Genomic DNA, 20,711 nt, shown 5'->3' on the forward strand with positions numbered 1-20,711 from the left:
CATGCGCTACGTATTCATTGCGGATGACTTCACCGGGGCGTCCGATACGCTCGCCACGCTGAGCCGGGCGGGCCTCAGGACACGGCTCTACCTGACCCCGCCCACCCTGGAAGAAGTGCGCGATCTCGATGCCTTCGGTATCGCGACGGCAGCTCGCAGCATGGAAGGGGATGCATTGACCACTGCCATGCAAAACATCGCGGAAGCCCTGAAGCCCCATGCGCCAGATCTCATTCACCTCAAGGTCTGCTCGACCTTTGACAGCAGCACTGCCATTGGCAACATCGCCACTGCCATGAACGTGCTGACCGAAGGCCTGGCCCCCGCCACCACGATCATCCTGGGGGGTCAGCCAAGCCTCGGCCGCTACAGCCTGTTCGGCAATCTCTTTGCCAAGGGGGGCGATGGCAGCGTTCACCGGATCGACCGCCACCCCGTCATGCAGGATCACCCCGTCACTCCCATGCGCGAAGCGGACTTGCGTCGCCATTTCGCCAACCTGGGGCTGCCAAACCTGGCGCTGCTCGATCTCATGGCGCTGCGCAGCGGCGGCCCACTGCCCGGCAACCCGGTGCTGTGTGACGTACTGGACGGAAGCGACCAGCGAGCGCTCAAGGAGCGGCTGGCGAACTCACCCTTTCCCCAGCTCTGGGTCGGGCCCAGCAGCGTGGCCGAGACCTGCTTTCCCGAAGCGTCTCCACCTCAGTTACCGGATACCTTACCCGGCCCCCTGCTGGTATTCGTCGGTAGCCGTTCGCCAATGACCGCTGCCCAGGTAGCTGCCGCCACCGGATTTGCCAAGGTCGTCATTCCGGCCGGCTCCCTCGCGCATCGACCCGATGCGCCTTATTACCAGCTCCTCGAACTTCTGGCTTCTGGCAATCACGTGTTGGCGGCGCTCGATGAGGACATGGAACACGGCCTGTCGCCTGCAGGCATGGCACAGCGCTCTGCCGACCTGCTGGCCCGCCTGATGACCGAGCGTGCAGCCGGTACGATGCTGATTGCCGGTGGTGATACGTCCAGCCTGGCCATCCACGCCCTGGCTCCACATAGCATCAACTATTTAGGGCAGCTGTCAGCGGGCGTCGCCATCTGCCGTGCGCACTGCACGGATGGCACACGGTTACCCATCATCCTTAAGGGCGGGCAGATGGGCGAAGCCAACTTATTCGACGTGGTTCGAACCATGATCCGGCAGGATCACAATGAGATAGCGGCCGGCCCAGGTTAGGGGCCAACGCGCCCCCGAACGGCACTTCACCGTCTTTCCGCCCTGAAGCACGCGAGACACCGTCCTGCACGCAGAAATGCCACGGACTCAGCGAGGCGAGCGCCGCACCACCATGCGCTTCAGAACGTCCTGCTGGCCCAGGCGACGGTGCGCGACCGCCATGGCGACATGGCCGACCACCAGCGCCAGCAGGGTCCAGCCCAGCAGGCCGTGAACGAGGCTGCCGAGGGCGGTCATCCACTCGATCTCCCCTTCGAAGCCCGGCATTAGCGGTAGGCCGAAGGGTGAGAAGGCACGTCCGGAGCCGTACTGGCGCAACAGCGCGACGGCAGGTATCACGATCATCAGCGCGTACAGCGTCAGGTGTCCCACGGTGGCGGCCAGGTTCACCGAAGGCGGCCGGCGGTGTCGCTCGATCAGGGCCCAGGCCAGGCGCACTATCGCGAGCGCCATCAACAGGGTGCCGGTGAGCTTGTGCGTGGGCCAGAAGAACTCGTCCAGCGCGCTGTCGGGCAGCAGGGCGTGTGCCCCTGCGGACGCGAATTGCCAGACGAACAGGGCTGCCATGCCCCAGTGCAGGTAGCGGGTGACACGCCCGTAATGCGTTGCCGATTCGTTCATGCGGGGCTCCTCGTTCAACGACCTGCCGCCATCCTAGCCATTCAATGCGGATGGAATGTGAACATGAGAAGTCTCCACATGTGCCAACGGCGCTACCCGTTCAGCCAGGCGATGCCCGCGTTGAGGTAGCCCGCGAAGCTGACCCAGGCCAGGTAGGGCATGAGCAACCCAGCGGCGAGCGGCGAAACCCGGACGAAGCGGCGAATCGTCAGCAGGATGAGGCACCACAGCAGCAACAAATCGGCCAGGGCGAGGACGATCCAGTGCCAGCCGAAGAACAGGATCGACCAGAGCCCATTGGCCGCAAGCTGAGCGACGAACGGCCACAGCACCGCGACACGCTCCGCGGCAGGCACCCGCAGCGTGACCCGCCAGGCGGCGATGGCCATGAGCACGTAGAGCGTCGTCCAGGCTACCGGGAACAGCCAGTCGGGCGGGGTGAGCGGCGGCTTGTCGAGCTCGGCGTACCAGGCGCCGGGCGGCGTGAGCACGCCGCTCATCGCGACGAGGCCGACCAGCAGCAGCCAGCCGAGAAAGATCGCTGCCGATTGGCGGGGGGCGACGGTCATGCGCATCTCCTTTGCGGCTGGGTGTCGCCAGTGTGGGACGCCGCCTCGGTGAATGCTACGTTTAAGGCCACTCCCTCATCGCCTGACAAGGAACCCCCATGCCCCATTGCCGCTTCCTGCCGTTCGTGTGTGCCGCCCTGATGGTTGTCGTCTCCCCGCTGGTCTTGGCGCAATCGGCCGAACGGGAGTGGCGGGCCTACGAGGATGCCCTGGCCCGCGGCGAGCGACAGGCCAACGTGTGGCAGTACGGCTGGGCCGGGGTCTACGCCACCACGCTGGCGGTGAATGCCTATCAGGCCAGCGAGGCAAGCGATCGTGACGACCGCTATGACGCCCGGGTCGGGGTGGTGAAGTCAGCCTTGGCCCTGGGCGGCACGCTGATGGATCGCCAGCCCCACCTCGAGGCCTATCGCGAGCTGCGCGAGGGCGACGGTAATATCGAGAGCGCACGGCGGTTGATGCAGGCGGTGGCCGAGGAGGAGCGCCGGCGTCGCAGCCTGGAGGCGCGCCTGGGGTCGCTGGCGGTGAACTTGGCCTCGGGCCTGCTGATCGGCGTGGGTGACGGCCGCGAGCGCGACGGGGCGATCAACTTCGCCACCGGCATGCTGGTCAGCGAGCTGCAGTTGCAGACCCAGCCGCGCCAGGCCACGGTGGCGATCAACCGCTTCCAGCCGGCGCGGGTATCGTTCGGCGATATTCATCTCGAAGGCGAATACGCGCTGTTGGTGACACCCAACCAGCTAGGGGTAGCGCTGCGCTATTGAGCCAGGCGGAGGTCGAGCGGCGCGTTCGGCACTTCGGCAAAGATCGTTGGCGAGGCAGTTTTGTTATGTTATAACGTTTCCAGATCCTGCTTGGCTCTCCCATATGTTCGATGCACTGCTGTGGTGGTTCACCGCGCCACTGGAATACGCTTTCATGCGCCGCGCCCTGGTGGCCTGCCTGGCGCTGTCGTTTACCGCGCCCGTGCTCGGCGTGCTGCTGACGCTGCGCGGCATGAGCCTGATGGGCGAGGCCCTGTCGCATGCCATCCTGCCCGGCGTGGCGGTGGCCTTCATGCTCGCCGGGTTCTCCCTGCCGGCGATGATGCTCGGCGGCGTGACGGCCGGGCTCGTTACCGTGGCCGTTGCCGGTGGCGTGACCCAGTTCAGCGGGTTGAAGGAAGACGCCGCCATGACCAGCCTGTTTTTGATCGCCATGGCCGGCGGGGTACTGATCGTCACTCTCTCGGGCAATGCATTGGACCTGGGGCATGTGCTGTTCGGTACGATTCTCGGCGTCGACAACGCCACGCTGCTGCTAGTCGCGCTCGCCAGCAGCCTGATCCTGGCCGGGCTGGCCGTCGCCTTCCGCGCGCTGGTCGTGGAGGCGCTCGATCCGCTCTTCCTGACGCTGCAGGGGCGTCACGCCGGCTGGACCCACGCCCTGTTCATGACCCTGGTGGTACTCAGCCTGGTGGTCGGCTTCCAGACGCTGGGCACGCTGATGGCCGCCGGACTGATGCTGCTGCCGGCCGCGGCGGCCCGCTACTGGAGCCAGCGGCTCGAGGGCATGCTGGCGATCGCTATCGGCCTGTCGCTTGCGGCCAGTGTCACGGGGCTGTTGGTGTCCTATCATGCGGAGTTGCCCACCGGCCCCTCGATCGTCTTGCTCGCGGGGCTGGGCTACGGGGTCTCGACCGTCGCGGGGCCTTGCCGTGGGCTTTGGGCCCGCTACCGTGGCCCACGACGGGAATCGCTTCCACAGTAGGGGAAACCTCGATCGCATGTCCGCAGGAAGGGGTACCCCCTCCCCCGTGGCCGGCTTATTTGTTATGTTATATCTTATTCCGTTTCGCGAGGGCCAGGACATGGCACACCGCTCACATTCGCACCGGCACCGCCCCGAGGGGCCGTGCCACTTCTCGTTGATGTCACTCTCCGCCAAGCGCCGCTTGCTGCTGGTTACCGCGCCCTTGGCACTACTCTGGTTGGCCGTCTCCTGGGCGGCGGGGTGGTGGGGCTGATGGAAGCACAGCACGCCTCACGCTTGCGGCTGCACGACCTGCAGCTGGCCCAGGCCAACCGCACCGTGCTCGAGCACGTCGACGGCCGCTTTCGCGACGGCGCCGTCACCGCGCTGGTGGGCGCCAACGGTGCCGGCAAGAGTACGCTGATCCAGGGCATCATGGGCATGCTGCGCCCGGTTCGGGGGCGCGTGGAGTGCGCTGTGCCCCGGGAACGGCGCGCCTGGCTGCCGCAACAGCTGGCGCTCGACCTGACCTTCCCGATGAGCGTCGAGGAATTGGTGATGACCGGCAGTTGGCCGAGCCACGGCGCCCTCACCGGCTACTGCGCTCGTCACTACCGCCGCGGCCGCGAGGTCATGGCGCGCCTGGGTATCTCGCACCTGGCCCACCGCCCGTTGGGCGAACTCTCCGGAGGCCAGCGCCAGCGCGCGCTGATCGGACGCACCCTGATGCAGGAGGCCGAGCTGCTGCTGCTCGACGAGCCCTTCGCCAATGTCGATGTCGAGACCGTCGACGTGCTGATGACGGTGCTGCGCGACATGACCGCGAACGGTGCCACCATCATCGTCGTGCTGCACGACATGGAGCAGCTCTCGCGCCTGGCCGATGAGGTCGTGGTGCTTTCCGGCGGCCACGCCGAGTGGACCTCGGTCGAGTCGATCGCACGGGGGCAGGCGGCCATGGCCGGCACGGCGCGGCTTTCGCTGGGCATCCCGGGGGTGCGTGCATGCTAGCGCTGCTTCACGAGTGGCTGATCGCCCCCTTCGATTACGGCTTCATGCGCCGAGCCGCCGTGGGCGGCCTGGCCCTGTCGCTGGCGGCTCCGCCCATGGGCGTGTTCCTGATGCTGCGCGGCATGAGCCTGATCGGCGACGCCATGGCGCATGCCATCCTGCCCGGCGTGGCGCTGGGCTTCCTGCTGGCCGGCTTCTCGCTGCCGATCATGAGTCTGGGTGGCGTGCTCTCGGGCCTGCTGGTGGCGGTGCTGGCGGGCAGCGTGTCGCAGATGACCGGCCATCGCGAGGATTCCGCCATGGCCAGCTTCTTTTTGATCTCGCTGGCGGCCGGGGTGATGCTCGTCTCGCTGGGCGGCAGCAGCGTCGACCTGACCCATGTGCTGTTCGGCTCGATCCTGGCGGTAAACACCACGGCGCTACTGCTGATCGCCGCGATCAGCAGCGTGATCGTGGTCACCCTGGCGGTGATCTTCCGCGCTCTGGTCGTGGAGTGCCTGGACCCGCTGTTCCTGCGCGGCCAGGGCATGCACGGTGGCCTGGTACATGGCGTCTTCCTCGGCCTGGTGGTGCTCAACCTGACCGCCGGCTTTCAGACGCTGGGCACGCTGATGGCGGTGGGCCTGATGATGCTGCCCGCCACCACCGCGCGCTTCTGGAGCAAACGGCTGGAGGGACTGATCAGCATCGCCATCGTTCTGGCCATGATCGCCAGCACCGGCGGGCTGCTACTGTCCTACCACCTGAGCATTCCCTCCGGACCCGCGATCATCCTGCTGGCGGGCATCGGCTATATCGCCTCGGCCCTGTTCGGCCGCTACCACAGTCTGCTGACACGGCTACGCCGGAATGCCGAACCGCTGGGTGCCCCCGAGCCCCACTGACGTTCCCTGAAACCACCCGAAGGAGCCCCGACATGCTTGCCCCCCGTTCCACCGCCCTGGTCCTTGGCGCCTCGGCCATGCTGGCCCTTCCGGCCGCCTTCGCCGCTGAACGCCTCCAGGTCGTCGCCAGCTTCAGCATCCTTGCCGACATGGCCGAGAACGTGGGCGGCGAACATGTCGAGGTGGCCGCTCTGGTCGGCCCCGACAGCGACACCCACGTGTTCTCGCCAAGCCCTCGTGACGCCCGGGCGCTGGCCGAGGCCGACTTGGTGGTATTCAACGGCCTGCGCTTCGAGGGTTGGATGGAGCGACTGCTCGATTCCAGCGATTACGCCGGACCGCTGGTGACCGCCAGCGATGGCATCGAGAAGCTGGCCTACCATGGGCACGAGCACGATCACGCCCATGGCTACGACGGCGTGCATGACCAGGACGAGCATGGTCACGACCACGACGAGGGCGACCATGACGAGCATGACGATCACGGCCATGACGATCATGACCATGACGAGGCGTCTACACACGACGAGCACGATCATGGCGACGACGACCCGCACGGCTGGCAGGATCTGGCCATGGGCAAGGTGTACGTAGGCAACATTCGCGACGGCCTGATCGAGGCGGACCCGGACAACGAGGCCGCCTACCGCGAGAATGCCGAGCGCTATATCAACGAACTGGAGGCCACCGACGCCGAGATTCGCGAGCTGATCGGCGAGATTCCCGCCTCCACCAGCGTGATCACCGGCCACGACTCCTTCGGCTACTTCGCCAGTGCCTACGGCTTGCGCTTCCTCTCCCCGGTGGGGCTCTCCTCCGAGGCCGAGCCCAGCGCCGCCGACATGGCGCGCCTGATCGACGTGATCCGCGAGCAGAACGTCAAGGCGCTGTTCCACGAGAACATGACCAGCCCGGCCGTCATCAATCAACTGGCCGAGGAGACCGGCCTGCCCATCGCCGGCACGCTCTACGCCGATGCGCTCGCCAGCGAAGGCGAAGCCGGCACTTACCTCGGCATGATGCGCCACAACGCCCAGGTGCTGCATGACGCCCTGGCGGAACCGGACCGGAACGATCACGGCGACGACCACGATCATGACCATGACCATGACCATGACGATCATGACCATGACCATGACCATGACGATCATAGGCACGACCACTAAGCTATGCCGAAAGTCACGGGGCGCCACGGCGCCCCTTTTTCATGCCTGTCGTTCACGCCAAGCGCTTCGCTCAAACGGCTTCCCACCTCGCAGGTACTCGCCTGACTGGCCTGGCACGCTCTGTCAACTACAGGCACTTCTTTAATCCGCCGCCTATCACCCGCAACCCCATCAAGTGCCTGATGTTATGTGGCTTTATAGTCGATCCGTGAGTCACCCTCCCCGCTCGTTCACGTAGAACCAAAGTCTTAGCCCCTTTCTTCAAGCCAACAATGGCACGAAATGCAAAAAGAGTGGCGCGATGCGTAAACCCGCCTCGCCGCTTTACTCCTACCATGATCGGGCATGTCCGTGCGGGAGCACGTTGTACACGGCAACTCACACCGTGTGCACAGCGCTTCACAAGCTTGATCACAGGGTTATCCACAGCCTGGACCGCGGACAGCGTCACAATAACAAGCAAAGGCCAAATAATGACCATCGCACGCCGCTTCACCCTGGGGGCACTCTCCGCCTCCCTGCTGCTCGTCGGCCATACCGCTGCCGCCGAGATCACCGACAACGAGATCCGCATCGGCTATCTGGCCGACATGTCGGGCCCTTATCGCGACCCCATCGGGCCGAATGGCCTGGAAGCGGTCCGCATGGCTATCGAGGACGTCGGCGGCAGCGTGGCCGGCGCCAGCATCGACGTGTTCAGTGCCGACGACCGCAACAGCCCCGACGTGGGCTCGAGCGTGGTGCGCGAGTGGATCGACCAGCGCAACGTCGACATGGTCACCGGGCTGGTGGCGTCTTCGGTCACGCTGGCCGCCGTGCGCCTGCTGGAGGAGGAGAACCGCCTGGGGCTGGTCAATGGTGCCGTCTCTTCAGGTGTGACCAACGAGAGCTGCTCGCCCAATCATATCCACTGGGTCTACGACACCTGGGCCATGTCCAACGGCACCGCCAAGGCAATCACCCAGGAAGGCCACAAGAACTGGTACCTGCTCAGCGCCGACTACGCCTTTGGCCACGCCCTGGAGGGCGACGTGGAGCGAGTGGTCACCGAAAACGGCGGCACCGTCGTGGGCAAGGCGCGCCACCCCTTCCCGAGCAGCGACTTCTCCTCGTTCCTGCTGCAGGCCCAGGCCTCCGGCGCCGACGTGATCGCGCTCAACAATGCCGGCGCCGACACCATCAACGCCATTACCACCGCCGGTGAATTCGGCATCACCCAGGCCGGGCAGGTGCTGGCCGGCATGGTGCTGTTCAGCACCGACGTACGCAGCATCGGCCTGGAGGCCGCCCAGGGACTGCAGTTCACCAAGGCCTGGTACTACGACCTCAACGACGAGACCCGCGCCTGGGCCGAGCGCTTCCGCGAGCGCACCGGCAGCATGCCGACCATGGTCCACGCCGGGCTCTACTCCAGCACCCTGCACTATCTCCAGGCGGTGGATGCCATCGGCACCGACGAGGCCCAGGCCGTGCGCCGCCAGATGGCCGACACGCCGATCAACGACATCTTCGCCACCGACGGCTACATCCGCGAGGACGGCCGCATGGTCCACGACATGTACCTGGTCGAGGTGAAGACGCCCGAGGAGTCGCAGAACGAGGACGACCTGTTCCGCGTGGTGCGCACCATCCCCGCCGAGGAGGCCTTCCGCCCGCTGTCGGAGAGTCAGTGTCGCCTGGTCAACGGTGCCTGAGCGTTTCGCTCACGACATACGAACAAGGACAAGGAGGAGCGTCATGAGCCACGCACCCGAGTATGCGCACAGCAGGATCCAGCAGAACACCATCGGCGCCGCGCTCAGCCGCAGTGCGCGCAAGCACCGCAATAAACTGGCGCTGGCCTTCGAGGGCCGACGCTGGAACTACACGGAACTGAACCGGGCGGTGAACCGGGTCGCCAATCGCCTGCTCGCCTCAGGCCTGGCCCCGGGCGACCGCCTGGCCGCCTACGGCAAGAACTCCGATGCCTACGTGATCGCCTGGTTGGCCGCTACCCGGGCCGGCCTGGTGCACGTACCGATCAACTTCGCCCTGAGCGCCGACGAGCTGCGCTACATCCTCGAGCAGTCCGGCGCCGCCGGGCTGTTGAGCGATACGAGCCTGGCCGAGAACGTGGCCAAGGCCAACGAAGGTCTCCCCCTAACGCTCGCCGGCACCCTGCATGCCGATACGCAGGAGGGCTTCGACGTGCTGCAGGTGGCTCTCGACGAAGACAACGGTGACGTCAGCGAGCCGGACGTGACGGTGGAAGCCACCAGCCTGGCCCAGCTGCTCTACACCTCGGGCACCACGGCCGCCCCCAAGGCGGCGAAGATGACCCACCAGGCGCTGCTCGCCGAGTACATGGCCTGCATGGTGGAACTCGACATCAAGGGCAACGAGCCGATGCTGGCCGCGCTGCCGCTCTACCACTCGGCGCAGATGCACGTGTTCCTGATGCCGGCGCTGCTGCTTGGCGCCCCGGTGCACCTGCGCATGGCGCCGCTGCCCGACGACTGCCTGGGTCAGATCGCCGGTGAAGGCATCGCCTCGTTCTTTGCCCCGCCCACGGTGTGGATCGGCCTGCTGCGCCACCCCGACTTCGATTCCTTCGACCTCTCCGCGCTGAAGAAGGCCTACTACGGCGCCTCGATCATGCCGGTGCCGGTGCTCGAAGAGTTGCAGCAGCGCCTTCCCGGCGTGGGGCTCTACAACTGCTATGGCCAGAGCGAGATCGCCCCGCTGGCCACGGTGCTGCGCCCCGAGGAGCATGCCGAGCGCCCGGCGTCGGCGGGCCGCCCCATCCTCACCGTGGAGACACGAGTGGTCGATCTGGAGATGAATGACGTGTCGCCCGGCGAGCACGGCGAGATCGTGCATCGCTCGCCGCAGCTGCTCACCGGCTACTGGGACAAGCCCGACATGACCGAGGAGGCCTTCGCCGGCGGCTGGTTCCACTCCGGCGATGTGGGCTACTTCGACGAGGCGGGCTACCTCTACGTGGTCGACCGCATCAAGGACGTGATCAATACCGGCGGCGTGGTGGTGGCCAGCCGCGAGGTCGAGGAGGGACTGTTCAAGCACCCCGCCGTCTCCGAGGTGGCCGTGATCGGCCTGCCCGACGCGAAGTGGATCGAGGCGATCACCGCCGTAGTGGTGCCCCGTGAGGGCATGGAAGTGAGCGAGGATGAGCTGATCGCCCATGCCAAGGCCCACATGGCGCCCTACAAGGTACCCAAGCGGATCCTGTTCGCCGACGCCCTGCCCAAGAGCACCGCCGGCAAGATTCTCAAGCGCCACCTGCGCAAGGACCTGAGCTGACCCATGACGGCACCGCAAGACGACCTGACACCGCTGTTCCATGACACCATCCGCCGCTTCCTCGAGCAGGAGGTGGCGCCCCACTACGAGGCGTGGGAAGCCGCCGGCGAGATGCCGCGTTCGCTGTGGGTGAAGCTCGGCGAGGCCGGCCTGCTGGGTATCGACCTACCCGAAGAGATGGGCGGCAGCGGCGCCGACTTCGCCATCGTCCAACTGGCGCTGGAGGAAATCTCGCGGCAGGGCTTCGGCGGACTGGCCAGCGCCTACAACATCCACGCCAACATCGTCATGCCTTACCTGCTGCACATCGCCACGCCGGCTCAACGCGAGCGCTGGCTGCCGGCCATGGCCCGCGGCGAGGCGATCGGCGCCATCGCCATGACCGAACCTGGCGCGGGCAGCGACCTGGCGGCGATGAAGACCCGCGCCAGCCGCACCAAGGACGGCTGGCGGCTCGACGGCAGCAAGCTGTTCATCACCAACGGTCAGGTGGCCGATCTGGTCATCGTCTGCGCCAAGACCGACCCCAGCGCCGGGGCCCGCGGCGTGTCGCTGTTCCTGGTCGACACCTCGCTTGCCGGCTTCTCCCGCGGCCAGCCGATCAAGAAGATCGGCCAGCACGCCAGCGACACCGCCGAGCTGTTCTTCGACGACCTGCGCCTGCCGGAGGAGGCCCTGCTCGGTGAAGAAGGCTCGGGCTTTGCCTACCTGATGCAGGAGTTGCCCCGCGAACGCCTCGGCGTGGCGGCCCAGGCGCTGGGCGCCATGGAGGGGGCGCTCGCGCTGACCCTCGACTACGTGCGCGAGCGGCGTGCCTTCGGCCGCGCCGTGGGCGATTTCCAGAACACCCGCTTCACCCTGGCCGAGGTACGCGCCCAGATCGACATGGGCCGCGCCTACTTCGAGCAGTGCGTGGCGAAGCATCGCCGCGGCGAGATGAGCGCCACCGACGCCGCCATCCTCAAACTGCAGCTCAGCGAAATGCAGTGCCGCACCATCGACGCCTGCCTGCAGCTGTTCGGCGGCTATGGTTATACCCGTGAATACCCGATTTCGCGCTTCTACCTGGACGCCCGCGTACAGACCCTCTATGCAGGCACTTCGGAGATCATGAAGGAAGTGATCGCCCGCTCGCTGCTGGGCAAGAGCACGACGACCTGAGCGCTTCGACAAGAGCTGAACGTTAGCAAGGCCTGAACACTAGCAAGATCTGAACGACAGACAGGAGAGACAAGATGCGGCTCGATTCCGTGGTCATACTCGGCAGTGCCCGCACCGCCATCGGCAGCTTCGGCGGCAGCCTGGTCGGGCTCGCTCCGCATGAGCTGGGCACCGTCACCGCCCGCGAGGCGCTGGCCCGTGCCGGCGTCGAGGCCGGTGAGATCGACCATGCCGTCTATGGTCATATCATCACCACCGGGCCGCAGGACGCCTACCTGGCCCGGCATATCGCGCTGGAGGCCGGCGTGCCCGAAGGCGCGGCGGCATTCAACGTCAACCGCCTGTGCGGCTCCGGCGTGCAGGCGATCCTCTCCGCGGCCCAGCAGATCGTGCTCGGCGACAGCCGCCTGGCCCTTGCCGGCGGCGCGGAGTCGATGAGCCGCGGCGCCTACCTGCTGCCACCCCAGGCGCGCAACGGACTGCGCATGGGCCACGCCAGCGTCACCGACCTGACGCTGGGCGTGCTCAGCGACCCCTTCGGCAGTGGCCACATGGGCGTGACCGCCGAGAACATCGCCAAGCGTTGCGGGCTCGGCCGCGAGGAGATCGACCGCTTCGCCCTGGAGAGCCACCAAAAGGCCGCTCGTGCCATCGCCGAGGGCCGCTTCGACGGGCAGATCGTGCCGGTCACGGTGCGTGAAGGAAAGCAGGAACGCCAGTTCGACCGCGACGAACACGTGCGCGACGGCGTCACCCTGGCGGACCTCGCCCGGCTCAAACCCGCCTTCGCCAAGGAGGGCGTGGTCACCGCCGGCAATGCCTCAGGCATCAACGACGGCGCCGCCACGCTGGTGCTGGCCCACGCCGACGAGGCCGGCCGCCGCGGGCTGACGCCACGCGCCCGGTTGATCGGCGCCAGCACCGCCGGGGTCGAACCCAGCGTGATGGGCCTGGGGCCGATTCCCGCCGTGCGCCGCTGTCTCGACGAGGCCGAGCTCAACATCGGTGACATCGACGTGATCGAGTCCAATGAAGCCTTCGCCGCCCAGGCCATGGCGGTGGCTCAGGAGCTCGACTTCCCCGCCGAGCGCCTGAACCCCAACGGCGGCGCCGTGGCGCTGGGACATCCGGTCGGCGCCACCGGCGCGATACTCACGATCAAGGCGCTGGCCGAGCTGGAGCGCACCGGCGGCTGCTATGGGCTGATCACCCTGTGCATCGGCGGCGGCCAGGGCATCGCGCTATTGATCGAGCGCTGCTGATCAGGCCATCGGCTGAGGCGCCCGCCGATAGGCGGCGGGCGAATTGCCTGTCCAGGCCTTGAAGGCGCGGCTGAAGCAGGCCAGGTCCTGAAAACCCAGCTCGTCGGCGATGGCCGGCAGCGGTCGCTCCGAGCGGGTCAGCGCCTGGATGGCGAAGTCGCGCCGGAACTCGTCCTTTACCGCCTGGAAGTGAGTGCCCTCGTCGGCCAGTCTTCGCGCCAGGGTGCGCACCGACAGGTGCAGCGCTCGGGCCACATCGCGCACCGAGCCCGACGAGGCCAGATGACGGGAAAGGTGCTCGCGTACCCGGTGCGAGACCAGGCGATCGGCGAAGGAGACGTAGAACCAGTCGGCCGGCGCCCGGCGCAGGAAGGCGCCCAGGTGCTGCTTGGTCTGGCGGATCGGCTGTTCGAGCAGAGCAGCGTCGAAGTACATGGCGGTCTGCGGCTGCCCGAAGCTCACCCTGCCGGGGTAGAAGTAACGGTAGTCGGCGCTGTGGGCCGGCTGTTCGTAGGCGCACTCCATCATCAGCGGCGGGATCTTGCGCGCGATCATCCACGAGGCGATGCCGTGGAATAGCTTGAGCATCAATTCGTGCACGAGAATGCGGCTGCCCACCGGTGGACGCTGCTCCACCAGGGCCACTCGTACCATGTCGTTCGCGACGCTGTATTCATAACCGAAGTCGTCCAGCACGATGCGGAAGAACAGTGTGTAGCGATGCAGCGCCACCTTGAGCGTCGGCGCCTCCAACACGCTCAGGCACAGTAGCTTCAGCGTACCCCCACGCAGCGGGCGGGCGAAGAAACCCGGCGTCTCGTCGTCGTATTCGTTGACCAGCAGGCGATAAAGCGTGGCGAACTGTTCCACCGTCACCCGCCCATGGGGGGCGGTGAGCAGGAACGGCGAGATCCCGGCGCGCACGAGATACGCCTCGCGAGCCGCCTCGTTCTCGGGCACGCCGCGGAACAGCTCGTTGACGAAATGCATGGATACCGTGACGGTCACGCTCCACTCCCTCTGGTTCAGCTAGCGACACCCGGCCAGGCCGTCATGATAAGTTACCCGCAGCTTGGGTTAGACACCCTGCGACCATGGAATCATCGAAGTGTCATCGACGGGAGCCGCCATGCTCGAATTCCGCCAGGTTCACAAGACCTATGCCACGCCCCAGGGGCCGCTCACGGTGCTCGCGGGGGTCGACCTGCGCCTGGGTAGCGGCGAGAGCCTGGCACTGATGGGCGAATCCGGCAGCGGCAAGTCGACCCTGCTGCACCTGGCGGCGGGGCTCGACCTGCCGGATGCCGGCGAGGTGCTCGTTGCCGGCCGTTCGATTTCCGCACTGGACGAGCCGGCCCGCGCCCGGCTGCGCCGCGATACCCTGGGGCTGGTCTTCCAGCAGTTCCATCTGGTGCCGAGCCTGAGCGTGCTAGACAACCTGCGCCTGCAGGCGCGGCTGGGCGGGCGCGAGCGTGCCGAGTGGACGGCGCATCTGGTCCAGCGGCTGGGCCTTTCCGACCTGGAGCGGCGCTACCCCGAGCAGCTCTCGGGCGGCCAGCAGCAGCGCCTGGCCATCGGCCGCGCCCTGGCGCCGCGCCCCGCCCTGCTGCTCGCCGACGAACCCACCGGCAACCTCGACGAGACCACCGCCGGCGAGGTGCTCGAGCTGTTGCTGGATCTGGTGCGCGAGGCCGGCAGTGCGCTGCTGATGGTGACCCACAGCCCCCAAGTGGCGGCCCCGCTGGACCGCTGCCTGCGCCTGACCCACGGCCGGCTCGACCCGCTCGCCACAGACGATCGACCGACGAGCCACCGCTGATGCTGACCGCCCTGGCGACGCTTCTATCGCACTACCGGCGCCACCCCGGCCAGCTCGCCATGCTGCTGCTGGGGTTGTGGGTGGCCGGCGCACTGTGGAGCGGCGTGCAGGCGATCAACGCCTCGGCCCGCGACAGCTACGCCCGCGCCGAGGCGCTGTTCACCACCGGACTCGACCGCCTGGAACGCCGCGACGGCGAGCCGCTGACTCGCGCCGATTTCCTGCGCCTGCGCCGCGCCGGCCTGCCCGTCTCGCCGTTGCTCGAGGGCGCGCTGGAGGCGCCCGATGGCTCCGAGCTGCGCGTGATCGGCATCGATCCCCTCACCTTGCCCGGCGACAGCGCCTTCGCCGATGCTTCGTCTTCGAGCCAGGGCGAGCTGACCGCCTTTCTCACCCCGCCGTGGCAGACTCGCGTCGCCCCGGACACCCTGCCCACTCTGAGCGTGAACGCCCGCGAGGCGACCGGCGCCGAGCCGCGCCTGGACGAAGGACGGCTGCCACCGCTGGTGCTGACGCCCGCGCTGCCGCCTGGCACCCTGGTGATGGATATCGCCGCCGCGGCGGCCCTGCTCGATAGCGAGGAACGATTGTCCCGACTCGTCACCGCGCCCGGTGAGCTCGAACGCGCGCCCGCGGGGCTGGTGCTGACCCCGGCCGACACCCTGGTCTCGCCCGGCCAGCTCACCGAGAGCTTCCACCTCAACCTCACCGCCATGGCGCTGCTGGCCTTGGTGGTGGGGCTGTTCATCGTTCAGGCGGCGCTGGGCCTGGCACTGGAGCAGCGCCTGGGCATGCTGCGTACGCTGCGGGCACTAGGCTTGTCGGGGCGCGCCCTGGTCGGCCTGCTGGCGCTGGAGTTGCTACTGCTGGGGCTCGCCGGTGCCGTGGCCGGGATCGTCAGCGGCGTGTGGCTGGCACGCGTACTGCTGCCCGACGTGGCGGCCACCCTGGGCAGCCTCTACGGCGCCGAGGTGGCGGTCACGCTCAACCTTCCTTGGCACTACTGGTTCGGCGGGCTCGGCGTCACCCTGGGCGGCCTGTTGCTGGCGGGCAGCGGCGTGCTGTGGCGGGCCTCGAAGCTGAGCGTGCTGGGGCTGGGTCAGGCCCAGGCCTGGCGCGCCGGTTTCGTGCGCCAGCTACGCGGCATGGCTCTGGCGGGCGGCGCTGTTACGGCGGCCGGTCTCGTCCTGTGGGCGTGGCTCGTGCGCCAGCCCCCCGGTGAAGGGCTGCTTGCCGGCTTCGGTCTGATCGCTGCGCTGCTGCTGGCCAGCGCCCTGCTGCTATCGCCACTGCTGGCCCTGGCGCTGGCCGGGCTCGGCCAGTTGGTGCGTCGCCGCCCGCTGGCACAATGGGCGATGGCCGACCTGCAGCTTCAGTTGCCGCGGCTGGCACTGGCGATGATGGCGCTGTTGATCGCGCTCTCCGCCAACCTGGGCGTGAGCAGCATGGTCGGCGGCTTTCGCCTCACTTTCCTCGACTGGCTCGATCAGCGCCTGGTAGCGGATTACTACCTGCGCCCGCCGCCTGAGCGCTTCGATGCGGTACAGGCGTGGCTGTCCGAGCGCCCCGAGGTCGCCGAACTGCTGCCGACCCGCCATGCCGATGCCACCCTGCTCGAGATCGAAGGAACCGACGGGGCGCGCACGCCGCACCTGCCGGTCGGTCTCTACGGCATCACCCCCGGAGAATCGCTGATGCCGAGCTGGCCGCTGCTCGCAACCCAGGCCGGTCGCGACGACGCCTGGCAGGCCTTCGCCGCGGGCGAGGCCGCCTTCGTCAACGAGCAGCTCGCCATCGACCAGGACCTGGCCCCGGGCGACCGCGTGACGCTGTCGGCACCGGGTGGCCGGGAGACGCTCGCGGTGGCGGCGGTCTATCCCGACTACGGCAATACCCGCGGCGAGGTGCTGCTGGCCACGCCACAGCTGGCCGAACGTTTCGCCGCCGCGCCCAGCTCAATCGGCATCGTACTTGCTGAGGGCGCTGATGAGGCCGCGTTGCGTGACGCACTGCGCCAACGCGCGCTCGGCAGCGACACCCTGGTGGACCAGCGCGAGGTGAAACGCCTGTCCATTGAGATATTCGAGCGCACTTTCACCATCACCCGGGCGCTGAGCGTGCTGACCCTGGGCGTGGCCGCCCTGGCCCTGCTCGCGAGTCTCTTGGCTCAGGCGCGGGAGCGCCGGCGTCAGCTCGCCCCGCTGTGGGCGCTGGGCGTGCCACGTGCTCGATTGGTCGCCATCCAGTTGGCCCAGCTGGGCGGCATGTCACTAGCCGTCGGCGCCCTCGCCGTGCCGCTGGGCAGCGTACTCGCGCTGGGCCTGGTGGCGATAATCAACGTGGCCGCCTTCGGCTGGCGCCTGCCGCTGCACGTCTTCACCGGCGACATCGTCCTCACTTTGGCGACGGCCACCGCGGTGGCACTGCTCGCCGCACTGCTGCCAGCGGCCCGCCTGTGGCGTACGCCGCCCCGCGCCCTGCTGGCAGAGGAGAGCGACACATGAGGCCTTGGCCGGGTATCGCGCTCCTGCTGCTGACGCTGGTCGGCTGCGGCGACGAAACGTCGCCCGGCGAACCCGCCGGCTTCGCCGGGCTGGGCGAGGCAGCCGACGACTTCGCCCAGGCCAGCGCAGACATAGAACTGCGCTTCCCCGAGGACCACGCCGCCCACCCGGACTATCGCATCGAATGGTGGTACCTCACCGCCAACCTCGAGGATGAGCGCGGCGAACCGCTGGGCTTGCAGTGGACACTGTTCCGCCAGGCGCTCACTCCCCCCGACCGACGCCCCGAGCCCAGCCCCTGGGCAGCCGACCAGCTGTGGATGGCGCACATGGCGGTCTCCCGGGGCGACACCCACCGGGTGGCGGAGCGCTTCGCCCGGAGCCATAGTGCCGATGAAAACGGCCAGGCAGGAGCCGTTGCCGAACCGTTTCGTGCCTGGATCGATCATTGGCAGCTGGCCAGCCGTATCGAGACATCAGACGAGTCCCGAAACGAGGATACCTTCGCCGAACTCTCGCTATCGGCCCGGCAGGACGACGAACACGGCGGCTTCGGCTACGATCTGACGCTTACCGCCGAGGGGCCGTTGGTACTGCATGGCGAAGCCGGCTTCAGCCAGAAGTCGGCCGACGGCCAAGGCTCGATCTCCTCTGGTTCGATGTACTACAGCCAGCCGTTCTGGCGCATCGAAGGCGACGTCACGCTGGACGGCGAGACCCGCGCGGTGAGTGGGCACGGCTGGCTCGACCGCGAATGGAGCAGCCAATTGCTGGGGGCAGAGCAGCGGGGCTGGGACTGGTTCTCGCTGCACCTGGAGAGCGGACAGAAACTGATGGCTTTTCAACTGCGCGGCGGCGGCGAGGACGGCGGCGACTACCGCTCGGGCACTTGGATCGCCCCCGATGGTGAACCCACCGCGCTTGCGCCGGACGAACTCGTCATGACGCCGCTCGAAACACAGCAGGTCGTGGGGCGCGAGGTGCCCCTACGCTGGCACCTGAAGATCCCCGGCGTCGGGCTCGAGCTGATCGTCGAGGCGCCTCATGCCGAACGCTGGATGACCACCAGCGTGCCCTACTGGGAAGGTGAAGTGATCGCCCGCAATGCCGACGGCGAGCCGCTGGGCGTCGGTTACCTGGAAATGACCGGCTATTGACGCGGCGCGAGGAGAGACGCCATGAACCTGCTGGATGCCATGACCGCCTTCGTGCGTGTCGCCGAGCTGGGCAGCTATACCCGCGCAGCGGAAGCTCTCGACCTGTCGCGAACGCGGGTCTCGCGAATGATCATGGAGCTCGAAAGCCACCTGGGCGTGCGCCTGCTGCAGCGCACGACGCGGCGCCTGCATCTCACCGAAGCGGGCGAGGGCTACCTGGCTCGCGCCCAGGGCATCCTGCAGGCACTGGAAGAAGCCGAATCCGAACTGGGCGCCGGTAGCACCGAGGTCTGCGGCCGGCTGCGCCTCAATGGGCCGATGTCCTTCGGCACGCGCTTCCTCGCTCCGCAGGTCTCCCGCTTCATGCGCGAACACCCGGCGCTGGAGGTACGCCTGGACCTCAATGATCGTCGCGTGGACCTGCTCGAGGAAGGCTACGACCTGGCGATCCGCATCGGCGAACTGCCCGACTCCAGCCTGGTGGCACGCCGCCTGGCACGCTGCCGCCTGTTGCTGTGCGCATCGCCGGACTACCTGGCCCGCTTCGGTGAGCCACGCGAGCTTGAGGCGCTGTCCGAGCATCACTGCCTGCGCTACCGGACGTCCAGCGGCACCGACTGGAACCTGGGTGGGCGACGCCTCGCCGTGCAGGGCCCGCTGGAGAGCAATAACGGTGACGTGCTGACCCAGGCCGCCGAAGCCGGGCTGGGTATCGCCCAGCAGCCGAGCTTTCTGGTGACCGAGAGCATCAAGAGCGGACGCCTGGTGCCGCTTCTGACAGACGCGCCGTCAACGACGCTGGGGATCTATGGCGTCTACCCAGCGCGGCGCCACCTGCCGGCCAAGGTCGACCGCCTGCTCGACTTCCTGGCCGATGCCTGGGGGGATCCCCCCGAATGGGAGCGGGAAATGGGATTGTCGCCTATTGAGCAACAGTGAAGTGCCTCTTTCCGTGATTATCCCAAGACATGTGCAACGTACAGTGTCGATACCCCTGACACGATACGGAGCCCACCCCATGCAAGCGCAAGCCACACAGGCCAGCCCCATCCTGGCCGACAATGTTCCTGCCCAGGCCCTACAAGCCCACGCCGCCGCCCTGTTGCGTATCTCGCTCGGCGTCATGGCGCTGGCCCACGGCCTGCTCAAGGTGTTCGTCTTCACCGTGCCTGGCACCGTCGGCTATTTCGAGTCGCTCGGCCTGCCCGGCTTCGTCGCCTACCTGACCATCCTCGCCGAGGTCGGCGGCGGCTTGGCCCTGCTGCTCGGCGTCTACACTCGCTGGGTGAGCCTGGCGTTGATTCCGGTGCTGCTCGGCGCCGCCTGGGTCCATGCCGGCAACGGCTGGGTCTTCTCCAACCCGGGCGGCGGCTGGGAGTATCCGGTGTTCTGGGCCGTCACGCTGCTGGTGCAGGCGGGGCTGGGCAGCGGTAGCCTCGTGCTCAATCGTCGCTTCGCCTGAACGCCATTCGCTCTACTGTCACCCACCTCTGTCATTCATCCGGTGGCGCCGCCCCGCGGCGCCAGTCCTCGAGGAGCATCGCCATGTTGCCCAGCCTGTTCATTTCCCACGGCTCGCCGATGCTGGCCCTCACCCCGGGGCTGGCACACGACTTCCTGCGCAAGCTCGGCCCGACGCTCTCGCCCAAGGCCATCGTGGTGGTATCAGCCCACTGGGCCAGCGAGCGCCTGCAGGTGAGCACCAGCGCGCGCCCCGAGACCATCCACGACTTCGGCGGCTTTCCCCGCGCGCTCTTCGAATGCCAGTACCCGGCGCCGGGCGAGCCTGAGTTGGCCATGAGGCTGGCGCGAACGCTCAACGCCGTGCCGGTGGAGCGCGGCCTGGACCACGGCGCCTGGGTGCCGCTGTCGCTGATGTTTCCCGCCGCCGACGTGCCGGTGGTGTCGCTGTCGCTGCCGGTCACCTGGTCGAATCGGGAGTTGGTGGCCCTGGGTGAGAAACTGGCAAAACTGCGGGAAGAAGGCGTGCTGTTCATCGGCTCGGGCAGCCTGACCCATAACCTGGCCGAGATGCAGGCGCAGGGTACGCCGATGCCGGCCTGGGTCGGCGAGTTCTCAGACTGGATACACGAGAAGCTGACGAGCGGCGAGCGCACGGCTCTGTTCGAGTGGGAGGCGGCACCGCAGGCGCGACGCAACCACCCCACCCCCGAGCACTTCCAGCCATTGCTGGTAGCGCTGGGTGCGGGCGGCGAGGCGAGCCGTATCCACCACAGCATCGAACACGGCGTGCTGGCGATGGATGTCTACGCCTTCGCTTGAACGCGTGGG

Annotated in this window: 20 protein-coding genes; 17 read left to right on the forward strand and 3 right to left on the reverse strand. The window is 67.6% G+C overall.

Annotation, left to right across the window (positions count from 1 at the left end; genetic code table 11):
• The first annotated feature begins 1 nt into the window (after nucleotide 1).
• Nucleotides 2-1,234 carry a four-carbon acid sugar kinase family protein gene (locus tag CYJ07_RS08700; protein ID WP_104203303.1) on the forward strand — a complete coding sequence of 411 codons (1,233 nt, stop codon included), beginning with the start codon at nucleotides 2-4 and terminating at the stop codon, nucleotides 1,232-1,234.
• Nucleotides 1,235-1,321: 87 nt separating this feature from the next.
• Here CYJ07_RS08700 and CYJ07_RS08705 read toward each other — a convergent pair whose 3' ends face one another.
• Both CYJ07_RS08705 and CYJ07_RS08710 read right to left on the reverse strand, forming a co-directional pair.
• Complete coding sequence (locus CYJ07_RS08705; RefSeq protein WP_104203304.1) at nucleotides 1,322-1,855, reverse strand: cytochrome b; 534 nt, start codon at nucleotides 1,853-1,855, stop codon at nucleotides 1,322-1,324.
• 92 nt (nucleotides 1,856-1,947) lie between these two features.
• Nucleotides 1,948-2,424, reverse strand: a complete 477-nt coding sequence (locus CYJ07_RS08710) for a TspO/MBR family protein (RefSeq protein WP_104203305.1) — start codon at nucleotides 2,422-2,424, stop codon at nucleotides 1,948-1,950.
• Between the two features lie 98 nt (nucleotides 2,425-2,522).
• On the opposite strand from CYJ07_RS08710, the gene CYJ07_RS08715 reads away from it, so the two are divergent.
• From CYJ07_RS08715 to bktB, 10 genes are all read left to right on the forward strand, one after another.
• Nucleotides 2,523-3,188, forward strand: a complete 666-nt coding sequence (locus tag CYJ07_RS08715; protein ID WP_104203306.1) for a hypothetical protein — start codon at nucleotides 2,523-2,525, stop codon at nucleotides 3,186-3,188.
• Nucleotides 3,189-3,291: 103 nt separating this feature from the next.
• A complete protein-coding gene (locus tag CYJ07_RS08720) occupies nucleotides 3,292-4,173 on the forward strand; it encodes a metal ABC transporter permease (RefSeq protein ID WP_104203307.1) in 882 nt (293 codons plus the stop codon).
• A 100-nt stretch (nucleotides 4,174-4,273) separates the two neighbouring features.
• Nucleotides 4,274-4,429 (forward strand): hypothetical protein, encoded by a 156-nt coding sequence (locus CYJ07_RS20445; RefSeq protein ID WP_197038298.1) that lies wholly within the window; start codon nucleotides 4,274-4,276, stop codon nucleotides 4,427-4,429.
• A complete protein-coding gene (locus CYJ07_RS08730; RefSeq protein WP_104203309.1) occupies nucleotides 4,429-5,166 on the forward strand; it encodes a metal ABC transporter ATP-binding protein in 738 nt (245 codons plus the stop codon). Before CYJ07_RS20445 ends, CYJ07_RS08730 begins: the two co-directional genes overlap by 1 nt.
• Nucleotides 5,160-6,050, forward strand: a complete 891-nt coding sequence (locus tag CYJ07_RS08735; protein ID WP_104203310.1) for a metal ABC transporter permease — start codon at nucleotides 5,160-5,162, stop codon at nucleotides 6,048-6,050. The genes CYJ07_RS08730 and CYJ07_RS08735 overlap by 7 nt, the downstream gene beginning before the upstream one ends.
• Nucleotides 6,051-6,082: 32 nt before the next feature.
• A complete protein-coding gene (locus CYJ07_RS08740) occupies nucleotides 6,083-7,216 on the forward strand; it encodes a metal ABC transporter solute-binding protein, Zn/Mn family (protein ID WP_104203311.1) in 1,134 nt (377 codons plus the stop codon).
• Between the two features lie 473 nt (nucleotides 7,217-7,689).
• Nucleotides 7,690-8,910, forward strand: a complete 1,221-nt coding sequence (locus CYJ07_RS08745; RefSeq protein ID WP_104203312.1) for an ABC transporter substrate-binding protein — start codon at nucleotides 7,690-7,692, stop codon at nucleotides 8,908-8,910.
• 43 nt (nucleotides 8,911-8,953) lie between these two features.
• Nucleotides 8,954-10,516: a fatty acyl-CoA synthetase gene (locus CYJ07_RS08750; RefSeq protein ID WP_104203313.1), complete on the forward strand. Its 1,563-nt coding sequence runs from the start codon at nucleotides 8,954-8,956 to the stop codon at nucleotides 10,514-10,516.
• 3 nt (nucleotides 10,517-10,519) lie between these two features.
• On the forward strand, nucleotides 10,520-11,677 hold the full coding sequence (locus CYJ07_RS08755) for an acyl-CoA dehydrogenase family protein (RefSeq protein ID WP_104203314.1): 1,158 nt from the start codon (nucleotides 10,520-10,522) through the stop codon (nucleotides 11,675-11,677).
• A 74-nt stretch (nucleotides 11,678-11,751) separates the two neighbouring features.
• Nucleotides 11,752-12,939, forward strand: a complete 1,188-nt coding sequence (gene bktB, locus CYJ07_RS08760; protein WP_104203315.1) for a beta-ketothiolase BktB — start codon at nucleotides 11,752-11,754, stop codon at nucleotides 12,937-12,939.
• Here bktB and CYJ07_RS08765 read toward each other — a convergent pair whose 3' ends face one another.
• Nucleotides 12,940-13,947, reverse strand: a complete 1,008-nt coding sequence (locus CYJ07_RS08765; RefSeq protein ID WP_104203316.1) for an AraC family transcriptional regulator — start codon at nucleotides 13,945-13,947, stop codon at nucleotides 12,940-12,942.
• A 121-nt stretch (nucleotides 13,948-14,068) separates the two neighbouring features.
• Here CYJ07_RS08765 and CYJ07_RS08770 point away from each other — a divergent pair, with 121 nt between their 5' ends.
• From CYJ07_RS08770 to CYJ07_RS08795, 6 genes are all read left to right on the forward strand, one after another.
• Nucleotides 14,069-14,758: an ABC transporter ATP-binding protein gene (locus CYJ07_RS08770; RefSeq protein ID WP_104203317.1), complete on the forward strand. Its 690-nt coding sequence runs from the start codon at nucleotides 14,069-14,071 to the stop codon at nucleotides 14,756-14,758.
• Nucleotides 14,758-17,262 carry an ABC transporter permease gene (locus CYJ07_RS08775; RefSeq protein WP_104203318.1) on the forward strand — a complete coding sequence of 835 codons (2,505 nt, stop codon included), beginning with the start codon at nucleotides 14,758-14,760 and terminating at the stop codon, nucleotides 17,260-17,262. Before CYJ07_RS08770 ends, CYJ07_RS08775 begins: the two co-directional genes overlap by 1 nt.
• The gene (locus CYJ07_RS08780; protein ID WP_104203319.1) at nucleotides 17,259-18,419 is read left to right on the forward strand and encodes a lipocalin-like domain-containing protein; all 1,161 of its coding nucleotides are present in this window, start codon (nucleotides 17,259-17,261) and stop codon (nucleotides 18,417-18,419) included. The genes CYJ07_RS08775 and CYJ07_RS08780 overlap by 4 nt, the downstream gene beginning before the upstream one ends.
• A 21-nt stretch (nucleotides 18,420-18,440) precedes the next feature.
• Nucleotides 18,441-19,358, forward strand: a complete 918-nt coding sequence (locus CYJ07_RS08785; RefSeq protein WP_104203320.1) for a LysR family transcriptional regulator — start codon at nucleotides 18,441-18,443, stop codon at nucleotides 19,356-19,358.
• Between the two features lie 79 nt (nucleotides 19,359-19,437).
• Complete coding sequence (locus CYJ07_RS08790) at nucleotides 19,438-19,881, forward strand: DoxX family protein (RefSeq protein WP_104203321.1); 444 nt, start codon at nucleotides 19,438-19,440, stop codon at nucleotides 19,879-19,881.
• 83 nt (nucleotides 19,882-19,964) lie between these two features.
• A complete protein-coding gene (locus CYJ07_RS08795) occupies nucleotides 19,965-20,702 on the forward strand; it encodes a DODA-type extradiol aromatic ring-opening family dioxygenase (RefSeq protein WP_104203322.1) in 738 nt (245 codons plus the stop codon).
• Nucleotides 20,703-20,711: the final 9 nt, after the last annotated feature.

This window comes from Billgrantia saliphila (assembly GCF_002930105.1).
In the GTDB taxonomy this organism is placed as follows: Bacteria; Pseudomonadota; Gammaproteobacteria; order Pseudomonadales; family Halomonadaceae; genus Halomonas; species Halomonas saliphila.